General features: G+C 73.8%; 19 protein-coding genes. 8 read left to right on the top strand and 11 right to left on the bottom strand.

Annotated elements, in window-relative coordinates:
• Positions 1-302: 302 nt before the first annotated feature.
• From GGQ69_RS14480 to GGQ69_RS14470, 3 genes are all read right to left on the bottom strand, one after another.
• A complete protein-coding gene (locus tag GGQ69_RS14480; protein WP_183529771.1) occupies positions 303-1,508 on the bottom strand; it encodes a cytochrome P450 in 1,206 nt (401 codons plus the stop codon).
• A gap of 92 nt (positions 1,509-1,600) precedes the next feature.
• Positions 1,601-2,233, bottom strand: coding sequence for a GNAT family N-acetyltransferase (locus GGQ69_RS14475; protein WP_298043459.1), 633 nt, complete (start codon positions 2,231-2,233; stop codon positions 1,601-1,603).
• A gap of 64 nt (positions 2,234-2,297) precedes the next feature.
• The gene (locus tag GGQ69_RS14470) at positions 2,298-2,876 is read right to left on the bottom strand and encodes an NADPH-dependent FMN reductase (RefSeq protein WP_183529769.1); all 579 of its coding nucleotides are present in this window, start codon (positions 2,874-2,876) and stop codon (positions 2,298-2,300) included.
• 210 nt (positions 2,877-3,086) lie between these two features.
• Here GGQ69_RS14470 and GGQ69_RS14465 point away from each other — a divergent pair, with 210 nt between their 5' ends.
• Genes GGQ69_RS14465 through GGQ69_RS14455 form a run of 3 tightly spaced genes read left to right on the top strand, consistent with a single transcriptional unit; the run spans position 3,087 to position 6,136 of the window.
• Complete coding sequence (locus GGQ69_RS14465) at positions 3,087-3,803, top strand: Pr6Pr family membrane protein (RefSeq protein ID WP_183529767.1); 717 nt, start codon at positions 3,087-3,089, stop codon at positions 3,801-3,803.
• A gap of 6 nt (positions 3,804-3,809) precedes the next feature.
• Entirely contained in the window at positions 3,810-5,006 is a 1,197-nt protein-coding gene (locus GGQ69_RS14460) for a glycosyltransferase (protein WP_183529765.1), read from the top strand.
• Positions 5,007-5,053: 47 nt separating this feature from the next.
• Positions 5,054-6,136 carry a glycosyl transferase gene (locus GGQ69_RS14455; protein ID WP_183529763.1) on the top strand — a complete coding sequence of 361 codons (1,083 nt, stop codon included), beginning with the start codon at positions 5,054-5,056 and terminating at the stop codon, positions 6,134-6,136.
• A gap of 54 nt (positions 6,137-6,190) precedes the next feature.
• On the opposite strand, the gene GGQ69_RS14450 is transcribed toward GGQ69_RS14455, so the two are convergent.
• From GGQ69_RS14450 to GGQ69_RS16630, 4 genes are all read right to left on the bottom strand, one after another.
• The gene (locus GGQ69_RS14450; protein ID WP_183529761.1) at positions 6,191-7,237 is read right to left on the bottom strand and encodes an NAD(P)-dependent alcohol dehydrogenase; all 1,047 of its coding nucleotides are present in this window, start codon (positions 7,235-7,237) and stop codon (positions 6,191-6,193) included.
• A 123-nt stretch (positions 7,238-7,360) separates the two neighbouring features.
• A complete protein-coding gene (locus GGQ69_RS14445) occupies positions 7,361-7,822 on the bottom strand; it encodes a MerR family transcriptional regulator (protein ID WP_183529759.1) in 462 nt (153 codons plus the stop codon).
• A 47-nt stretch (positions 7,823-7,869) separates the two neighbouring features.
• Positions 7,870-8,751, bottom strand: a complete 882-nt coding sequence (locus GGQ69_RS16635) for a glycosyltransferase family 2 protein (RefSeq protein WP_255459758.1) — start codon at positions 8,749-8,751, stop codon at positions 7,870-7,872.
• Complete coding sequence (locus tag GGQ69_RS16630) at positions 8,751-9,881, bottom strand: glycosyltransferase family 1 protein (RefSeq protein ID WP_255459757.1); 1,131 nt, start codon at positions 9,879-9,881, stop codon at positions 8,751-8,753. The genes GGQ69_RS16635 and GGQ69_RS16630 overlap by 1 nt, the downstream gene beginning before the upstream one ends.
• A 151-nt stretch (positions 9,882-10,032) precedes the next feature.
• Here GGQ69_RS16630 and GGQ69_RS14435 point away from each other — a divergent pair, with 151 nt between their 5' ends.
• The 3 genes from GGQ69_RS14435 to GGQ69_RS14425 are packed head-to-tail and all read left to right on the top strand — an operon-like array spanning position 10,033 to position 13,600.
• Positions 10,033-11,004 (top strand): WcbI family polysaccharide biosynthesis putative acetyltransferase, encoded by a 972-nt coding sequence (locus GGQ69_RS14435; RefSeq protein ID WP_183529757.1) that lies wholly within the window; start codon positions 10,033-10,035, stop codon positions 11,002-11,004.
• Positions 11,001-12,146, top strand: coding sequence for a hypothetical protein (locus tag GGQ69_RS14430; protein ID WP_255459756.1), 1,146 nt, complete (start codon positions 11,001-11,003; stop codon positions 12,144-12,146). Before GGQ69_RS14435 ends, GGQ69_RS14430 begins: the two co-directional genes overlap by 4 nt.
• Complete coding sequence (locus tag GGQ69_RS14425) at positions 12,143-13,600, top strand: glycosyltransferase (protein ID WP_298043470.1); 1,458 nt, start codon at positions 12,143-12,145, stop codon at positions 13,598-13,600. The genes GGQ69_RS14430 and GGQ69_RS14425 overlap by 4 nt, the downstream gene beginning before the upstream one ends.
• Positions 13,601-13,667: 67 nt before the next feature.
• On the opposite strand, the gene GGQ69_RS14420 is transcribed toward GGQ69_RS14425, so the two are convergent.
• Both GGQ69_RS14420 and GGQ69_RS14415 read right to left on the bottom strand, forming a co-directional pair.
• Entirely contained in the window at positions 13,668-14,033 is a 366-nt protein-coding gene (locus GGQ69_RS14420) for a YciI family protein (RefSeq protein WP_183529755.1), read from the bottom strand.
• A 107-nt stretch (positions 14,034-14,140) separates the two neighbouring features.
• On the bottom strand, positions 14,141-14,800 hold the full coding sequence (locus tag GGQ69_RS14415) for an SDR family oxidoreductase (RefSeq protein ID WP_183529753.1): 660 nt from the start codon (positions 14,798-14,800) through the stop codon (positions 14,141-14,143).
• A gap of 99 nt (positions 14,801-14,899) precedes the next feature.
• On the opposite strand from GGQ69_RS14415, the gene GGQ69_RS14410 reads away from it, so the two are divergent.
• Entirely contained in the window at positions 14,900-15,544 is a 645-nt protein-coding gene (locus tag GGQ69_RS14410) for a CueP family metal-binding protein (protein WP_183529751.1), read from the top strand.
• On the opposite strand, the gene GGQ69_RS14405 is transcribed toward GGQ69_RS14410, so the two are convergent.
• On the bottom strand, positions 15,537-16,175 hold the full coding sequence (locus GGQ69_RS14405) for a GNAT family N-acetyltransferase (protein WP_183529749.1): 639 nt from the start codon (positions 16,173-16,175) through the stop codon (positions 15,537-15,539). The genes GGQ69_RS14410 and GGQ69_RS14405 overlap by 8 nt on opposite strands.
• Positions 16,175-17,092, bottom strand: a complete 918-nt coding sequence (gene ygiD / locus GGQ69_RS14400; protein ID WP_221243825.1) for a 4,5-DOPA dioxygenase extradiol — start codon at positions 17,090-17,092, stop codon at positions 16,175-16,177. Before ygiD ends, GGQ69_RS14405 begins: the two co-directional genes overlap by 1 nt.
• 239 nt (positions 17,093-17,331) lie before the next feature.
• Here ygiD and GGQ69_RS16735 point away from each other — a divergent pair, with 239 nt between their 5' ends.
• Entirely contained in the window at positions 17,332-18,912 is a 1,581-nt protein-coding gene (locus GGQ69_RS16735) for a PucR family transcriptional regulator (RefSeq protein WP_183529747.1), read from the top strand.
• Positions 18,913-19,047: the final 135 nt, after the last annotated feature.

The raw sequence follows: 19,047 nt of genomic DNA, 5'->3' as shown, positions 1-19,047 counted from the left end.
CCGCCGTCACCCTGGCCGGGCCGCGGGTCTCCCAGCAGGGCTGGGACCGTGCCGCGGTGGAACGCTGGGCCGAGGCGCACGGACGGACGGTCGACTGGCCGGACGCGCCGGAGCAGACCCCCGCGGACCTGCAGCCCGCCCTCTGGACGTTCTGACCGCGCACCCGGCGGCGTCCGTCCTCCTGGTCGCGTGTGCTCCCGGCCGCGTGCCCTCCCGCACGGTGTCCGGTCAGGTGTCCGGTCCGGGTTCCAGCGTGTCCCCCGGTGCGTCGGAGGAGCGCCGCGAACCGCGTCGGCCGGCGATCACCAGGTCACCGGCAGTGCGCGCAGTCCGAAGACCACGTGGGACGAGCGGAACTCGACCTCCTCGAACGGGACGGCCAGGGCCAGCCGCGGGAACCGACGCAGCAGGGCCGGGAACGCGATCCGCATCTCCATCCGGGCCAGCGGTGCCCCGATGCAGTGGTGCACGCCGTGTCCGAAGGCCAGGTGCCCCGGGGCGCCCCGGGTGATGTCCAGCCGGTCCGGGTCATCGACCAGGGCCGGATCGCGGTTGGCGGCGGGCAGTGCGCACACCACCAGTTCGCCCTCGGGGATGGTGTGGCCGGCGATCTCGACCTCGGTGGTCGTGGTCCGGGGGATGCCGGCATGCACGATGCTCAGCCACCGCAAGAGCTCCTCCACCGCCGGGCCGACCATCGCGGGGTCCTCGCGCACCAGCGCCAACTGCTCGGGGTGGCGCAGCAGAGCCAGGGACCCCAGCCCCAGCATGTTGGAGGTGGTCTCGTGGCCGGCGATCAGCAGCAGGCTGGCGAGGCCGACCAGCTCGTCCGTGCTCAACTCGTCAGCGTGCTCACGCACGAGCATGCCGAGCAGGTCCTCGCCCGGTGCGGCCTGGGCGCGGGCGACCAGCTGCGCCATGTACTCGCGACCCTCCCGGGAGAGCGCAAGGAGTTCCTCGGGCGGGGTGGAGATGTCCAGCTCCCGTTCGGTGCGGTGCTGGAACTCCGCGCGGTCCTCGAAGGGCACGCCGAGGAGCTCGCAGATCACCAGCGACGGAATGGGCAGGGCGAAACCGGCGACGAGGTCCGCCGGCGCTCCGGCCTCCTCCAGCGCGTCGAGGTGCTGTCCCACGATCTCGATGATCCGTGGCTCGAGCCGGCGCATGCGGCGTGCGGTGAACTCGGGAGTGAGCATGTGCCGCAACCGGGTGTGTTCCGGCGGGTCGTGGGCCAGCAGCTGACCGGCCTGCATCTGGGCCTGCTCCTCGGGGCTCAGGGGGCGGCCCCCCGGCAGCTCGAACGAACGCTGGTCGGCGTTGCTGAATTGGACGGGATCGGACAGCACGGCGCGGACGTCCTCGTACCGCGTGACCAGGTATCCGGAGATCCCCAGCCCCGTGTCGACCTTGCGCACGGCACCGTCGTCCCGGAGCCTGCCGAGGTCCTCGACCGGATCGAATTGTTCTCGCCGCATGTGCAGCGGCGTCACTGCCGGGGACTCAGCCATCCCGCGCCACCTTCTGCTCTGCCTGGCGCATACGCTACCCACCCCTGCGGCGGCCGAACAGGGTGCGGTGACCGGCAGATCGACCCCGTCCGTCAGCGGGGACCGGACTGGGACCGGGGCGGGCCCCCGGCCGTCACGGGCCCCGGCCATTCCGGGGCGAGCATCCCGTAGACGAGGGTGTCCGTCCACTCGTCCTTGATCAGCCAGTCCTGCCGCAGCAGCCCCTCGCGGCGGAAGCCCAGGCGCTCGCAGAGCCTGGCCGAGGCGGCGTTGCGGGCGTCCATCCGCACGCGCACCCGGTGCATGCCGTAGTGGCCGAAGGCCAGGTCCAGCACCGCGCGGGCGGCCTCGGTGGCCAGCCCGCGTCCACCGGCGTCCGGGTCGAACACCCAGCTGGCCTCTCCCAGGGACAGCGAGTCGTCCACGGCCCACAGCGTGATGTCCCCCACGACGGCGTCACCGCCTTCCGTGTCCCGCTCCACGGCCACCAGGCAGACCGCGAACCCGGCCGCGGTGATGTGTAACCGCCCCCGGCGCCGGCCGACCTCGTCGCGGGCCCTCGCCGCGTCCCACGGGCCGTCCAGCAGGTAGCGGGTGGTGTCCTCCCGTCCGTAATAGCGCAGCAGCCCGCCGGCGTCGGCGTCGCGGAGGTACCGCAGCTCGAGGCGCTCGGTGCGCAGCGGCACGGGGGGCGGCGGGGCCGGCGTCGGGCGCGCGGGTGTCACGGCCGGCTGCTCACGCGGGGCCGCGACCGGGTGCCCGGTCCCGGGCGGCACGGGGCGAGGGTGCTCACGGGCCGGTGGCGGCCCGGTCACCGGCGAGGGCGCGGGTGAGGTCCACGAGGCGGCGCAGGACCTTCTCGAGGGAGCGGTCGTGGTGGTCGGTGAGGGCCAGCTCGCCACCGGGGAAGTCCATGCGGCGGACCAGGTTCACGGAGTCGCCCACCACGTGCATGTTGTAGGCAGCGGTGGTGATCCGCCAGGCCTCGTTGGCCCGCACGCCGCCCAGGCCGCCGTAGGCCACGATCGCCAGGGTCTTGTCCATCCACTGCCTCGAGAGCAGGTCGTAGGCGTTCTTGAACGCACCCGGGATGTTCCGGTTGTACTCGGGGCTGATGAAGACGAACCCGTCGCACTCGGCCACGGCGTCGCGCCAGCGGTGCACCTCGGCCGGACCGTCCTCGGCCTGCGCCCAGTTCTCGTCGGTCATCACCGGCAGGTCGAAGTCCCGCAGGTCCAGGACCGTCCACTCGACGCCTCCCGGGACGGAGGAGGTGTCCAGGGCGCGGGCGCGGTCGGCCACCCAGGCCCCCACGGACGCGCCGAGACGTCCTGGGCGTACCGATCCGATGACGATGCCGATCCTCATGCCGGGTCCTCCTGCGTGACTGGGGCGGATGTGCTGGCGGTGGGGGGGTTCCAGTATCCAGACTAGGGGGTGTGGGTCCGGTGAGCGGTCCGGCCCGTCCGACGTCGAAAGGCACATCATGGAACCCATCCGGCAGCAGTGGGGCGGCACCGGTGCGCTGATCGACGACCCGGTCGGCACCATCATCCGCCCGCACCGGGACTGATCGCGGTGACCGTGGTCTCCGGCACCGGATCCGCGCGGAGCTCGCGACGGGCACCGGGGTGGTGGGCCGACGCGGGGCGGGTGGTGTTCCTGCTGGCCGCGCTGCTGTCCTTCACCGGCAACGGGCTGAGCTTCTACATCGGGTCCTGGAAGGACTCCGCCCTGCCGGTGCATGCCGGCTTCGCGGGTGGCTTCGCCGGCGGCTGGGAGCACGTGGTGAACCAGCCGACCTACTTCACCTTCCTGTCCAACTTCCTGGTCGGCCTCACCTCGCTGTTGCTGGCCATCCGGCCGCACCGGACGTCGGACCTCTTCCACGCTGCGCGGATCGCCGGGGTGGTGTGCATCGTCATCACCGGGGTGGTGTTCAACGTGCTGCTGCGGGATGCCGACCCGATGACCCGGGTGGAGCAGGTCAATGACACCATCCAGCACGTCATCACCCCCCTGCTCACGCCGCTGGTCTGGCTGCTGCTGGACCGGAGGGGGCAGGTGACGTGGCGGCGGATCGGCCTGGCGTCGCTGATCCCGCTGGCCTGGCTGGCGTTCACGCTGCTGCGTGGGCCGTGGCTGGACTGGTACCCCTACAGCATCATGGACGTGCCCCGGATGGGATATTCTGGTGTGTCTGTCTACCTGGCGGCCATCCTGGCGTTCTTCTTCGCGGTGGCGGCGCTGATGTGGGTACTGGACCGGCTGGTGATCACCGGGAAACGGAGGTAGGGCCCTGTGAGGATCGCCGTCCTGGCGCACATGCACTACGCGATCCGGCCGCCGTACGCCGGCGGCCTGGAGATGCACACGGACCTGACCGTGGACCACCTCGTCCGGCTCGGCCACGAGGTGACGGTCTTCGCCAAGGAGGGCACCCGCACGGCCGGCACCGTGGTGCCGCTGGTCGCGGAGGACTTCGATCCCACGGTACGCACGGAACAGGACGTGGTGCGCCGCCGCGCGGTCCTGGTCGCCGCCATGTCCGAGGCCTGCCGGCAGGTCCGCGACGGAGACTTCCACGTGGTGCTGAACAACTCGCTGTCCCCGGTGCCCCTGCTCGAGTTGCGCGAGGCCCCGATGGTCACCGTGCTGCACACCCCCGCCACGCTCACCGAGGTCCTCGCCGTCCTCGACGACCCCGCCTGGACACCCCCGCCGAACCATCGCTGGCTGTCCGTCTCGGCGGCCAACGCGCTGGCCTGGAACCACCGGCTGCCGCGGATCGCGGTGGTCGCCAACGGCATCGAGCACTCCCGGTGGCACAGCACCGTCCGGCCCGTGCCGGGACGGGCCGTCTGGTCCGGGCGGATCACGGGGGAGAAGGGCCTGCACCTGGCCATCGAGGCGGCCCGGATCGCCGGGCTCGAGCTGCACTTCGCCGGCCCGATCTCCGACCGGGACTACTACCGCGACGCCGTGGAGCCGTTGCTGGGCGAGGACACCGTCTACCGCGGGCACCTGGGCCACGGTCAGCTGCCGGACCTGCTGGCCTCCGGGGAGGTCTACCTCGCCAGCCCCCTGTGGGCCGAGCCGTTCGGCCTGGCCACGGTCGAGGCCATGGCGATGGGCACGCCGGTGGCCGCCTTCCTGACGGGTGCCCTCGGGGAGATCGTGGGTCCCCGGGCCGGGGACCTGGCCATGCACCACTCGGCGGAGGCGCTCGCGGACGCGGCCCGGGTGGCGCGTACCAGGGACCGGGGGCTCGTACACCGCTGGTCCCGCCGGTTCAGCGCCGACCGGATGGTGGCGTCCTACCTCGGCTTCCTGCACGAGGCCGCCGAGCGTGCCGGCACCCTGCCGGCCCTCAGTCCCGGCTGGACCCCCTACGGGGACCAGCTGACCGCGCAGGTGCGGGACTCGATCGATGCCCCGCCGACCGGCCCCGACGACGACGGCTCGCCGGCCCTGCAGTCCGTCCAGACGGTGCAGTGAGCCCGGTCCCCGCATGAGCCCTGTCCCCGCATGAAACCGGTCTGCTCGTGAGCACCTCCCCGTCCCGCCCCCGGGTCCTCTACTACGCCCACGACCACGGCCTCGGCCACCTCCACCACGCCGCCCGCGCCGCCGGGACCGGGGCCTTCGACCTGACCGTGGCCACCTCCGCGGCCCGCGCCGCCGAGGTGCTGCCGGCCGCCACCGGGCTGCGGATGCTGCCCTCCGACGTCGTGCCCGGGCATCGCCAGCCGTCCGGATCCCGGCTGCACTACACCCCCACCGGTCCGGTCATCCGGGACCGGTTCGCCGCCCTGCTCGAGGCGGCCCGCACGGTGCGGCCGGACGTCGCGGTGGTGGACGTGTCCGTGGAGACCGCCCTGTTCCTGCGCCTGGCCGGCTACCCGGTGATCCACCGGCGCATGCACGGAGACCGGACGGACCCGGGCCACGAGCTCGTCTACGCCGAGTCAGACCACCTGATCGCGCACTACGGCGCCGGACTGGAGGAGCCGGGCTGGCGCCGGCGGTTCGGGGCGAAGACCACGTTCCTCGGTGCCCCGGACACCTCCGGCCGGCTCGGCCGGCGGGCCGGCCCGCGCGCCGGTGCCCCCTCGGCCGCCCGGACCACGAGGCCGGAGATCGCCGTGGTGACCGGCACCGGAGGCGGTGGGGTCCGGCTGGCCGACCTCGCGCGTGCCGCGGGCCAGGTGCCCGGCGCCCGTTGGCACGTCTACGGGCCGGTGCGCGGCGCGGACGGCGCCGTGCCGCCGAACATGGTGCTGCACGGCTGGACCGACGACGTCGCCGGCCGGATGCGCGCGGCGGACCTGGCGGTGGTCTCAGCCGGGTACAGCGCCGTGGCCGACGCGACGGGATCGGCCCGGCCCGTGGTGCTGGCCCCGGAGGAGCGCCCCTTCGACGAGCAGGACCACTTCGCCGCCGCCGCCCAGGCCGCGGCCGGGGTGCCCTGGTGCCGGTGGGGGGACGAGTCCGCGGACTGGGTCGGCGCCGTGGAGACGGCCCTGCGGGACCCGGCCTCGGCGGACCGGCTGGCGGCGGAGGTCCTCACGGAACCGGGGGAGTACCGGCACCGCTGGGAGGCCGCGGTGGGGCAGGTCCTCGGCTGACACGCGCGGCCACGGGGGTGCGGCGGCCGGGAGCCCGCCACACCCCACCGGCGGCTAGCTGAGGGTGGCCGTGTCGATGACGAAGCGGTACCGCACGTCCGAGGCGAGGACACGGTCGTAGGCCTCGTTGACCTGGTCGGCGGAGATGACCTCGATCTCGGCGCCGATGCCGTGCTCGGCGCAGAAGTCGAGCATCTGCTGGGTCTCGGCGATGCCCCCGATCATCGATCCGGCGAAGGAACGCCGGCCGCCGATGAGCGCCCCCGCGTTCACCGGCAGCGGCTCGGCCGGGGCCCCGACGTTGACCATGGTCCCGCCCACGGTCAGCAGGCCCAGGTGGGCACTGACGTCGATCGGGGCGCTGACGGTGTTGATGATCAGGTCGAACGAACCGGCCAGATCCGTGAACGTCTCCTCGTCGCTGGTCGCGTGGTAGTGGTCCGCACCCAGGCGCAGCCCGTCCTCCTGCTTCCTGAGCGACTGGGACAGGACGGTGACCTCGGCGCCCATCGCGTGCGCGATCTTGACGGCCATGTGCCCGAGGCCGCCGAGCCCGACGACGGCGACCTTCTTGCCGGGACCAGCGCCCCAGCGGTGCAGGGGCGAGAACGTGGTGATCCCGGCACAGAGCAGTGGGGCCGCGACATCGAGCTCGATGCCCTCCGGGATCCCCAGCACGAAGTCCTCGGTGACGACGATGTGGGAGGAGTACCCACCCTGGGTGATGGTCCCGTCGCGGTCGGTGACACCATAGGTGCCCACCATGCCGTCGAGGCAGTACTGCTCATCACCGGCCGTGCAGTTCGTGCACCGTCCGCAGGAATTGACCATGCAGCCCACCCCGACCCGGTCGCCGACGGCGTGCCTGGTCACCTCGGGTCCGACCTCCGTGACGATGCCGGCGATCTCGTGGCCCGGGACCAGGGGGTAGGACTGCGGTCCCCATTCGCCGCGCACCGTGTGGATGTCGGAATGGCAGATCCCGGCGTACTTGATATCGATCAGCACGTCATGGGCACCGACGGCGCGGCGTTCGATGGTGATGGGGACGAGGTCCGCGGCCGCGGCGGGGGCGGCGTACGCAAGGGCGGTGGTGGTCATGGGTTTCTCCTTGTGGGGTTCGTGTGGTGCCCGGGGGTGGCCAGGCGATGGTCTCGGCGGGTCGGCCGGGTGGGCAGGTGGAATCAGCGGACCCCGGGATCCGCGGACTGAGGGTCGTGGTGTCTAGCCCCTCCCGGGCTTCTTGAGGTCGTCGGCCAACGCGCGCGCCTCGTCCAGGAGCCGCTCGGCCCTGGACCGGTCACCGGCCTGGATGGCCTGCCAGTACTCGATCTTCACTCCGACGTACCGGCTCCGGAGGGCGACGGCTCGTGCCTCGGCCTCCAACCGCTCCCGCTGCGCCTGCAGCAAGGCGATCTGCTCGGGTGCCGCAGCCGGCCCGAGCCGGCCGTTGGCCAGGTAGCGGCGCATGTCCGCCACCGACATGCCCGTCGCACTCAGGCATGACACCCAGGTGAGCAGGTCCAGGTCCTCCTCGGTGTAGACGCGGTGCTTGCTGCTGGCACCCCGGCCGATCGGGGAGATCACTCCGATGGACTCGTAGTAGCGCAACGTGCTGGCCGGCAGTCCCGTCAGCGCCGCCGCTTCCCTGATCGAGTACGTGTGCCTGATGCCGGGTGCGCTCACCCCGTCAACGATAGGAACTTCAAGTGCTTGAAGACAAGGAGCCCGAGTCAGAAGGCCGCGGCCGGTTGCCGCGTTGCCTCGACCTCCGCGTCCGTGGGCGTCCGCAGCACGGCCAGTCGGTCGCCCTCGGGGTCCCAGTCGACCAGCCCGAGGTCGCGGAACTGTCCGAGCCAGCCCTCCATCGGCCAGCTGCCGTGGACCTGAAGGAACCGGCGGGCATTGACGAGGATGTCGGCGAAGTGGTGCAGCGGGGGCCGGTGGACGCCGTGGTGCTGGTGGAACACGGTGGCCCGGGAGGACCGCAGGGCCAGGCCGGCGTCGCGGGCGCGGAACGCGATGTCGGTGTCCTCGGCGCCGTAACCGCTGAAGGCCTCGTCGAAGCCGCCGAGCCGGTCGAGGTCCGCCGAGCGCACCGCCAGGACGAGTGTCCACACCAGGTGCCAGTCGTCCGTCGGTCCCTCGCCCAGGTGCGCCCGTGCCGGGTGGGACACGGAGAGCTCGCGCAACCGGTCGTCGTCGGGAAGCCCGGTGGCGGCGCCAGACTCCTGCACCCACTCGGGGACCAGGTAGCGCGGGGTGCCCATGACGAGCGTTCCCGGATGGGCCCGGACCGTCTCTGTCAGGGTTCCGACGGCGGCGGCGGACGGGATGCAGTCCACGTCCAGGAACACCAGGACCTCACCACCGGCCAACCGGGCCGCCCGGTTGCGGGCCGCGGCCAGCGGGAGCGTGCCGGGGGCGTCCACGTGCGAGGTCACCACCGGCAGGTCCGTGGCCGGCACCACGCCGTCGGGCTGGTTCATGAACACGACCACGACCTCGTCCGGGCGCGGGGTGGCGCGTTCCAGCCCGGCGATCACGCGGGCCAGGTGCTCGTCCCGGCCGCCGGTGATCACCAGGACGGAGGTGGTCGTCGTCGGGCCCGCCATCAGGCGCCCACGGTCTGCCGTGACCTGGCCGCGGCCAGGGCGCGGGCATAGAGGCGTTCGTGCTCGGCGGCCACCGCCTCGCGCTGGGCCCGCCGCGCCGATCGGTCGGCCGGCCGGATCGCGTCGCGGCGGTCGAGCAGGGCCAGCACGGCATCGGCCAGGGCGGCGGCATCGCCGGGGGCGAAGGTCTCGATCGCGGGGGAGGTGGCCTGGCCGGCGAAGCACCCGAGGTCCGGTACGGCCACCGGCACGCCGAGGTCCCGGCACATCTCCAGCCAGCCCGAGTGGGTGCCGAAGGCGTAGGGCAGCACGGTCACGTCCAGGGAGCGCAGGTCGGCGTGCAGTGCGTCGTCCCCGAGCCGGCCGTGCTCCCAGAGGTCGAAGCCGTACGCGGCGCACTCGGCCCGCAACCGCCCCAGAGCCTCGGCGTCCTGGGGGTCCTCGCGGACGTCCACGCGCACGCGGGCCGCCACCCCGCGCCCCCGCAGCCGGCGCACGGCCCCGGCCACACCGGGCAGGGCCGAGAAGGGATCGACGTTGGCCCGCAGGTCCTTGGCGTTCACCCCGATCACGATCTCCCGGTCCGCGGCCGCGGACCCGGGGCCGGCCCACCGGGCGCGTCGGCGTCCGGGGCGGTCGGCGGCCCGGGCGGGAATCCGGTCCAGGGGCACGATGTGCGGATGGGGCACCACGGTGGCCGCCCGGTCCCAGCGCGCCAGGATCTCCGCGGCCGCCGGACGGGTCAGCGTGAGGACCTCGTCGGCCGCCGGGATGAGGACGTCCAGCTGGGCCAGGTGCCGGGAGCGGTCGGTGAAGTGGGGGTTGTGCAGGTCGTGCACCGTGACCACCAGGGCGGAGCCGGCCGCGCGCAGCACGTAGACCACCTGCTGCAACTGCTCCGGGGTGTAGGAGTCGAAGCCGAAGTGCACGTGCAGGACGTCCGGCACGTTCTCGCGGAGCCAGTCGGCGTCCAGCGCGCGGGGCGGCCACCACTGGCCGGCCGGGGCTCCGGGGACGGGCGGGTCGGGACGGAGGGCGTAGACGGGCGGGCGGTCGGGCGGCAGCACGTGACGGCAGTAGGGGTGGTCGGACGGCACCATCTGCACCGTGTAGTGATCGCTGGGTGCCACCCGTCTCCTCTCGCGGTCCTGCCCGGGCCGACAGGGCACGGATCACCAGCATACTGTTGGAGGATCACGACGACGGCGGCACGGGCCGGCCGACCGGACGGCACCCGCGTGCCGCACCGGGGAGGGCCGGGACGGCCGGTGAGGGGAAGCCATGGGGGAAGACCAGGTCCCGGCGGACGCCGGGCGGGCGGAACACTACGCCGAGTTCTACGGCGTGCGGGAACTGCCCGGGCCGGAGGTCCTCGTGGTCCTGGGCAACTGCCAGTCCGAGGCGCTGCGGCAGCTCATCTCCTCCGGCCCCACGTCCTCGGCGGTGCCACCGAGCGTGCGGATCCCGCCGGTGTTCGAGCTCACCGCACAGGACCTGCCGCGCCTGCACCGCGTGCTGTCCAGGACCTCCGTGCTGGTGGCCCAGCCCGTGCGGGAGGACTACCGGGGTCTGCCCCTGGGCACCGGCCAGCTCGCGGAGCACCTGCCGGACGCGGCCACGACGGTGCGGATCCCGGCCCTCTATGACAGCTCCCTCTTCCCCTGGATGGTCACCATCCGGCACCCCGACCGGCCGGACGAGGACCCGCCCGTGGTGCCGTACCACGACCTGCGGACCCTTGCCGAGGCGGCCGCCGAGCTCGACGGCGGCTCGCGTGCCCCCGAGGAGCCGGCGCCGGTCCGCCTGCCCCTGGCCCCGGAACGGATCCGAGGACTGGCGCAGGCGTCCCTCGACCGGTTGCGCGAGCGCGAACGGGCCCACGCGACCCTGTCGGTGGCCGACCGGATCGCGGGACTGGCGGTGCCGGCCTTCCACACCATCAACCATCCCGCCAACGAGGTGCTCGCCCTGCTGGCCTCCGCGGTGCGGGCGGACCTGGGCGCCGACCCCGCCGTCACCGTGCCCGCCAGGACCCTGCTGGGCGACGTCCTGGCTCCGCTGGAACCACAGGTCCTGGCGGCCCTGGAGGTGACGGGACCGTCGCGGTCCGGCTGGACGATCCACGGGGACGAGGTGAGCGACGCGCTCGTGCGCTCGGCCCACCTGGACTGGTACCGGGAGAATCCCGAGGCGGTGCGGGCCGGCGTCGAACGCCACCGGCGGCTGCTGGCGGACCTGGGGCTGGGAGCATGAGCGGGCCGGAGGCACCGGACCGGACCGGGGGCCGGGACGGCGGGCGGCCGCATCGACCCCCGACGTACGTGGTGGTCGGGCCGGAACGGCACGGGGTCGTGCAGCACGCCCTGTCGATGGCGGAGGCCCTGCACGGGATCGGCGTGGACGTGCCTGTGGTCCGCCTGCCCGATGCCGCCGCGCTGAAGGACTGGTTCGCGCACGGGGGTGACCACGGCGGGCCCGTCCACCTCGACGTCACCGATGCCCTCTTCGGGGCCACCGCGAGCGAGGCCGCGGACGCGCTGACCGGCAGCCTGCCGGCCCGGACCACGTTCACCCTCCACGACGTGCCACAACCGGCCGAGGGTGCCGGCAGGTTCGCCCGGCGGGCGGTCGCCTACGCGGCCCTGGCGCGGTTCTCGTCCGGCACCGTCGTCTCCAGCCGGCACGAGCTCGCCCTGCTGGCCGCGCTGGAGGCCGGTGACGGACAGGACTGGCCCGGTGTCACGGCGGTGATCCCGCTGCCGGTGGAGGACCGCCGCGGGACGGCGACGGCGAGCAGCCCCCGGGAACCGGTGAACGGGCCCCTCGAGGGCCTGGGCGAGGACGTCGTCCTGCTCGGCTTCCTCTATCCGGGCAAGGGACACCTCGAGGCCGTGGACGCCCTGGCGCTGCTGCACCGCCGGGGCGTGCCGGCCCCGCACCGGGTCACCGCGCTCGGTGCGGTCTCGAGCGGCCACGAGGGCCTCGTGGACGAGCTGCAGGACCGCGCGCGGGCGGCCGGCGTGGGGTTCCGGGTCACGGGCTTCGTTCCCGAGGAGGACCTGGACGCCGCCCTGAGATCGGCCGGCATCCCGGTGGCCGCGCACCACAACGTCTCCGCCTCGGGATCCCTGGCGGCCTGGATGTCCGTGGGGCGGCGCCCCGTGGTGCCGGCCTCCCGGTACACGCGGGAGATGGAACGGCTCCGTCCGGGCACGCTGCACCTCGTGGACCCCGGAACCGCGGATTCGTCCCTGGTGGAGGCGCTCGCGGAGGGCATCGCGGACGCCGCGGCACGGCCGCAGCAGACCTGGGTGGACCCCGGGACCACCCTGGCCCCCGGGCCCGAGGACTGCGCCCGGGCCCTGGCCGCCTTCTGGCAGCGGGTGCACTCGTGAACCGTCCCGCGCGGACGCCGGTCCCGGGCAACCGCTGGGACCTGCTGCCGGACGCCGGCGGGGACCCGGCGCAAGGGGACGAGGGGATCCCGGAGGTGTCCGTCGTGGTGCCGTACTACCGGGACCAGGCCGGACTGGACCTGCTGCTGGCCGCCCTGGCCCGGCAGGACCTGCCCGCCTCCCGGGTGCAGGTGGTGATCGCCGACGACGGTTCGCCGGAGCCCCCGCGCCTGCCGGACCGGTTCCCGCTCGACGTGCAAGTGGTCCGCCAGCCCGACGCCGGCTTCCGCGCCTCCGCGGCCCGCGCGCTGGGCGCCTCGGTCGCCGAGGGGGAGGTGCTGGCCTTCCTGGACGGGGACATGATCCCGGACCGGGACTACCTGCGCCGGGCGCTCCGGTTGCCGTCGCGCTCGCCGGAGGCCGTCGTCGTCGGACGCCGCCGGCACCTGGACCCGGCACTGCTCCAGACCGGCTGGCAGCCGGGGGATCCCGTGCCGCAGGACCGCGTGCTGGAGGACCCGCAGTGGCTCGAGCGGGCCTACGCGGGCTCCCGCGACCTGCTGGACGCCGACTCCACCGCCTACCGGTTCGTCATCTCCGCGGTGCTCACCGTCTCCCGCCGGATCCACGACGAGGCCGGTGGCTTCGATCCGTCCTTCGTCGGCTACGGCGGGGAGGACTGGGAGTTCGCCCACCGGTTGTGGCGCACCGGGGCACTGCTGGCCCACGAACCCGCCGCGGTGGCCTGGCACGCCGGTCCGGACTTCGCCGGCCGCGAGGACCCGATCGCGGCCCGCCGGGTAAAGAACCGCGAGGCGCTCGTGCTGGCCGGCCGGATCTCCGCGCCGACCGCGCGCGGCTGGTCGCTCGGCCTGCGGGGCCGGACGCGCCTCGCCCTGGTGCTGGTGATGCCCGGCGGCCGCGTCGGGGCCGGTGCGGACGCCCGCGGCACCGTGGGGGCGGACGGGTCCGATGAGGCGGGCGGCGACGGGGGCGCGGCCGCCGTCGTGCTGTGTGCCGATGCGCTGTTGCAGGCCTTCCCGGGCGCCTCGCTGACGCTGGTCGGGGGCGTGCCGGACGGGGCGGGGGTCCTGGTGCAGGACCCCCGGGTGTCCGTGGCGCGCGAGGTGATGGAGCCGGGAGCGGGGGAGGAACCGGACTGGCTGCTCACCGTGACCTGCCCGGTCCGTCCCGCGCGGGGAACCGGGCGCCCGGATCCCGCCGCCGTGCAGGAGCGGCTGCTGGCGGCCGAGCGGGCCGGCCGGGACCGGATCGAGGTCACCGGGCCGGCCGGCGTCGTGGCCACCCTGGTCAGTTCGCGGGCGCGCTGGCGCCGCCGGCGATGGGGGGCCGAGGACCCGACCCCGACCACCGTGGTGGACCTGGCCGGACTGGGCTGGGAGCCGACGGGCGAGTCCCCGGACCTGGAGGCCTGGTGGGGCGGCTGGGGCTGAGCACCGGCAGCACGAGGGCCGGGCTCCGACCGGGCGGGTAGCGGGACCGGAAGGCGCGGGGGCGCGCTCAGCCCTGGAGCTGGCGTACCTCGACCCGCTGGCCGCAGGCTGCGGAGGCCCGGGCCGCGAGGTCGTGGACCTGTTCCGCCACCGCGACCTCCACGACCCACAGTCCGCCCAGGTGCTCCGAGGCCTCGGCAAGGGGACCCGGCGTCACGGTGGGCTCGGCGCCCTCGGTCCCGGCCACCACGAAGGACTCCTCGGGGGCCGTCAGGCCGCAGGCGAAGACCCACGCCCCCTCGGCCTGGAGGAACTCGTTGAACTCGCTGACCGCCTGGAACGCCGCGTGCATGGCCTCCTCGGAGTCATAGGGGCCGAGGGGCCGCAGCTGGGTGCCGGGGGCATGCCAGACGGAGATCATGAACTGGGGCATGGGGGTGCTCCTGGATCGGGGAGGTCCACTGTGGCGGGTGGACGGGAGTTGTCCCTCAGGATGTCACCGGCGCGCGGCCGTTGTCTCCGGTGGAGGGCCTGCGGGCCTCACGCCTGGGCGAAGACCGCGGTGACGGGCTCCTCGCCGTCCACGTACTCGAGCTGCTTGCCGATCGAGTTCCCGGTGGACAGGGCCACGCGGATGGTCTCCGCGACGTTTCCACGGGAGGTGTCCCGCAGCTCGCCGACGGTGGAGGCGGTGGCCCGTCGGATGCGCCCGGTCGGCTCGTCCGTGGTGAGGGCACCGGGGCCGAGGATGGTCCAGTCCAGCGCCGAGTTCCGCAGGTGCTCGTCGGCGGCCGCCTTGGCCGTGGCGTACGGGTAGAAGGAGTCGTCCTCCGGGATGCCGTGGTCCGGGCGGGCGCCGAGGTAGGACACCATGACGTACCGCGTCACGCCGGCCTGCTGGGCGGCATCCATCGAGCGGATGGCCGCGTCCCGGTCCACCGCGTAGGTGCGCTCCGGATCGCCACCGCCGGCCCCGGCGGCCCAGACGATTCCATCGTGCCCGGCGAAGGCCCGGGCGAGCTCGTCCTGGGAGGCGGTCTCGACGTCGAGCACCAGCGGCGTGGCGCCGGCCGCCTCGATGTCCGCGGCGTGGTCGGGGTTGCGGATGACCGAGGTGACCTCGTGGCCCTCCCGGGCCAGCAGGGGAGCGGTGCGCAGGGCCACCTTGCCGTGTCCGCCGATGATCAGGTACTTCGCCATGGTGTTCTCCTTCGCTCAGGGGTGTGCGTGCCGTGGTGCCCACTGTTCCATCACCCGCCGGAGGCCTCCAAAGGATTCGGCCGGGGGCAGAATAGGGGTATGCCTGCTGCCCTTCCCTCGTTGCGTACCACCTCCCGGGTCCTGGCGGCCGCCGCGGCACTGCTGCTCCTGGCGGGCTGCTCGGCTCCCGACGCCGGCCCCGGGACCACGTCCGCCACCTCCCCGGCGGCCGCGCCGGCCGCGCCCGGTGTGGCGACGGACCCCGCGGGGGCCGAGGCCCTGCTGGACGAGTACGGCATCGACGGCGGGAGCGTGGAGGAGGTCGTGGAGGCGCTGGACGCCACGCACGCGGACCGGGACAAGGGCCTCGCGGCCTCGGTGACCGCCGGCCAGGTGGTGCTGGCCGACGAGGACCGCCAGGCGGCCCTGGACGTGCCGCAGGACCGGTTCTACCTGGCGGTCGCGCCGTACGAGACCACCACCCACGACTGCTTCCACCACAGCCTGTCCGGTTGCCAGGGCGAGCTCGTGGACACCCCCGTGCACGTGACCGTCACCGGCGCGGACGGCACCGTCCTGGTGGACGAGGAGCGCACCACCTACGCCAACGGCTTCGTCGGCCTCTGGCTGCCGGCGAACATCGAGGGGACCATCGAGGTCCGCGCGCAGGGCGGGACCGCGACGGCGGACATCGCCACCGGCGCCGACGACCCGACCTGCCTGACCACCCTCCGGCTCACCTGAACCACTCCCTGGACAGCATCCCCATGACGTGGCAGTCGACCCACTGCCCGTCGAACCGCAGGGCCTCGCGCAGCGTGCCCTCGTGGGTGAAACCGGCCTTCTCGTAGACGTGCCGGGCCCGCGGGTTGAAGTCGTAGACCTCCAGGCCCACCCGGTGCAGGTGCTGGGCCTCGAAGGCGTGCCGGAGGGTCAGCCGGACCGCCTCGGTGCCGAGTCCGCGGTCCCGGGCCCCGGAGATCCAGATCCGGAAACCGCAGGAGAGGTTGTCCTCGTCGAGCTCGTTGAGCACCGACTCCCCGACGATCCGTCCGGAGGACCGCTCCCGGATGGCCCAGACGATGCGGTCCCGCGCGTGCGACCAGCGATCGTAAACCTCCTCGAGCTGTGCCACGCTCCACGGCGAGGCGGCCGCGGGTCCGGTGGCGGAGGAATGCACCGAACCGGTGAGCCGCCCGACCTCGGGATCGGACAACAGCCCGTGCAGGGTGGCGGCGTGCTCGCGGACGGCTGGCACCAGGCGCACGAGCTCACCCTCGAGGGCGGTCTTGACGGAGAAGTCCGGAGCGCGGGTACCGCTGGGCGGCGCGGTGACCGCGGCAGGGGCTGCGCCGTCGTCGGGGACGGGGTCCATCAGATGTTCGAGCCGTCCGGTGGCAGGTCGGCCGGCGGCTGGGAGGAGCCGCCGCCGTCCGGCGACGGCGGGCAGTTCAGCCCCAGCGTGTAGGCCGTCATGGACAGCGAGCCGTAGGAGTAGCCGTCCACCAGCACGTCCAGGCCCGGTTGCGCGGTGTCACCGGTGCCGCTGGTGCCACCTGTGCCCGCGGCGCCCGCGAGCCCGGCCAGGTACAGGGACGGGATGAAGTGGTCCGGGGTGGGCACCGCGTGGTTCCAGTCCGCGTGGGCGTCCAGGGTGGGCATCTCGGTGGGATCGGTCAGCAGGCGTTCCTTGGCGTCCTCGTTGAACCGGTGCGCCCAGTCGAAGCCGTCGTCGGTGCGCCTCCAGTCCATGCTGCGCAGGTTGTGCACGATGTTCCCGCTGGTGATGATCAGGATGCCCTGTTCGCGCAGCGGGGCCAGGTCGGCCCCGAGCCGCAGGTGGTAGTCCAGGGGCTTGTCCGCGTTGATGCTCATCTGGACCACGGGGATGGAGGCGTCCGGGAAGGCGTGGGTGAGCACGGACCAGGTGCCGTGGTCGATGCCCCAGCTGTCCACGTCCGCGCCGACCCACGTGGGGTGGACGGTGTCACTGATCTCCTCGACGAGCCCCGGCAGGCCGGGGGCGGGGTACTGGACGTCGAAGAGCTCCTGCGGGAAGCCGTAGAAGTCGTGGATGGTGCGCGGGTCCGGCATGGCGGTGACCGCGGTGGCGTTGATGTACCAGTGCGCGCTGACCACCAGGATGGCCCGCGGGGTGGGCACGGCCTCACCGAAGGCCTTCCACGCGGAGGTGTAGCGGTTGGTCTCCAGGGCGTTCATGGGATTGCCGTGGCCGAAGAAGGCGGCGGGCATGACCGTGGGCGTCGCCGGGTCGGTGGTCGTCTGGCTCATGGGGCCTCCGGGGTTCGGGGGATGACCTGCGGGTGGTCGCGGCCTGCTGCGGTCATCGTCCCCCGTGCCACCGGGCCGGGGCAAGGCCGGTGGACACGCACCGGCGGACCTGCGGGGAGGACCACTGGAGGGGGCACTAGCATCGGGCCAGGACGGTCCGTCGTCACCGTGACGACCGGTGACCGCCCCCGTGGCTCCGGGGGCCCGGACGATCGAGGACGAGCAGGGAGGAAGCGGCATTGATAACCGTCGAGAAGGTGCTGCGCCTCGGGGAGCTGGGCCTGGAGACCCTGGTCGAGGGGGTCATGAACCGCGCGGTGGCCTGGGTCGCCACGACCGAGCTGACGGACCCCACCCCGTACCTCAGCGGCGGGGAGATCGTCCTGTTCACCGGGATCACCAGTCCCACCGACGGCCCGTCCTGGAGCAGTTACGTCCGGCGGCTCGACGACCGGGGCGTCGTCGCCCTCGGGATGGGGGTGGGACAGCGGCTGACGTGGCCGGAGGTGCCCGAGGACCTCATCGAGGCGGCCCGGGGCACGGGACTGACGCTCTTCGCGGTGCCGGAGAAGACGACCTTCCTGCAGGTCATCCGGGCGGTGGCGGAACTGCGCGCGGCCGAGGAGCGCGCCGCACTGGAGACCAGCCTGGCCCATCAGCGCGCCCTGACCCGGGCGGCCACGGCCGTCGACGGCTCCACCCAGGTCCTCAGGACCCTCGCCACGCTGCTGCCCGGGGCGTGGGCGGCCGTCTGCACCGCGGACGGGGACGTCCAGGAGCGCTCCGCACCCGCCATCCCGCCCCTGCCGACCGACCGCCCCCTCGCGCAGCTCATCGGTCGCCTGCGCGACGGCGGGCTGCGGGGAGCCCTCCGGGAGACGGGTCCGGACGGCACCGTGGTCATCCACCCGCTGGGCGTCCACGGCGATCCCCAGGGATACCTCGTCGTCGTCCTGCCCCACCCCCTCGACCAGGCGCAGTCGGGCACCATCTCGACCACGGTGGCCCTGCTCTCCCTGCACGCCGAGCGGACCGCGGAACGGCAGCTCTCCCGCCGCCGGATCCGCGCCGGTGCGGTCGCACTGCTGCTTGGCGGTGACCTCCGCGCCGGCGACGCCCTGCTCTCGGTGGCCGGTGACGAGGGCTGGGGCCGAGGGGCGCGCGGGATCCGCGTCTGCGTCCTGCGCGGGGCTCCCGAGCTCATCCGGGAGGCAGGCCGCCGGATCGAGGGCCATACCGACCGGACCGGTCACCGGATGCTCTTGGGGACCCCGGTGCCGCGCGACGACTCGGAGGAGGAGGCCCCCGTGCTGGTGGAGGACACCCCCGAGGACCTGTCGGTGCTGCACCAGGTGGTGGCCACCGCGGGCCTGCGGGCGGGGATCGGGGGCAGCGTGACCGTCGACGCCGCCGCCACCAGTCACACCCAGGCGCTCCACGTGCTGGAGCGCACCGCCGCGCAGCACCGCGTCGGTTCCTGGGACGACCTGGCCGCGGGAGGGATCGCCGGACTGCTGCCGGCGGAGGCCGCCCGGGCCTGGGCCCGCGAGCTCCTGGACCCGCTCACCGCGCAGGGTCCCACCGGGCAGCGACTGCTGGAGACCCTGCGCGTCTTCCTGGCCCACAACGGCAACCGGCGCCAGGCGGCCGAGGAGCTCGGTGTCCATCGGAACACCCTCCTGCACCAGCTGCAGTCCGCCGAGCGCGCGCTCCAGCGGTCCCTGGAGGACCCCCAGTTGCGTGCCGACCTCTGGATCGCGCTGCACGTGACCGAGGGACCGGGCCTTCGGTCCCGGCCGGGCCCGGGTCGTCCAGCCTGACGGGCGGTGGGACTATGCCACGTGCACACCACCGCCCGAGAGATTGTGCACTACGTCACGTGATCACTGTCTAGGCTCGCCCCAGGAGTCCGCCCTGCCCACCGCGGGGCGCCGTCACATCATGAAAGGCCGGTT

Source organism: Micrococcus sp. TA1 (assembly GCF_014199555.1).
Classification (GTDB): domain Bacteria; phylum Actinomycetota; class Actinomycetes; order Actinomycetales; family Micrococcaceae; genus Citricoccus.
This window is presented reverse-complemented; position numbering and strand designations above follow the sequence as displayed.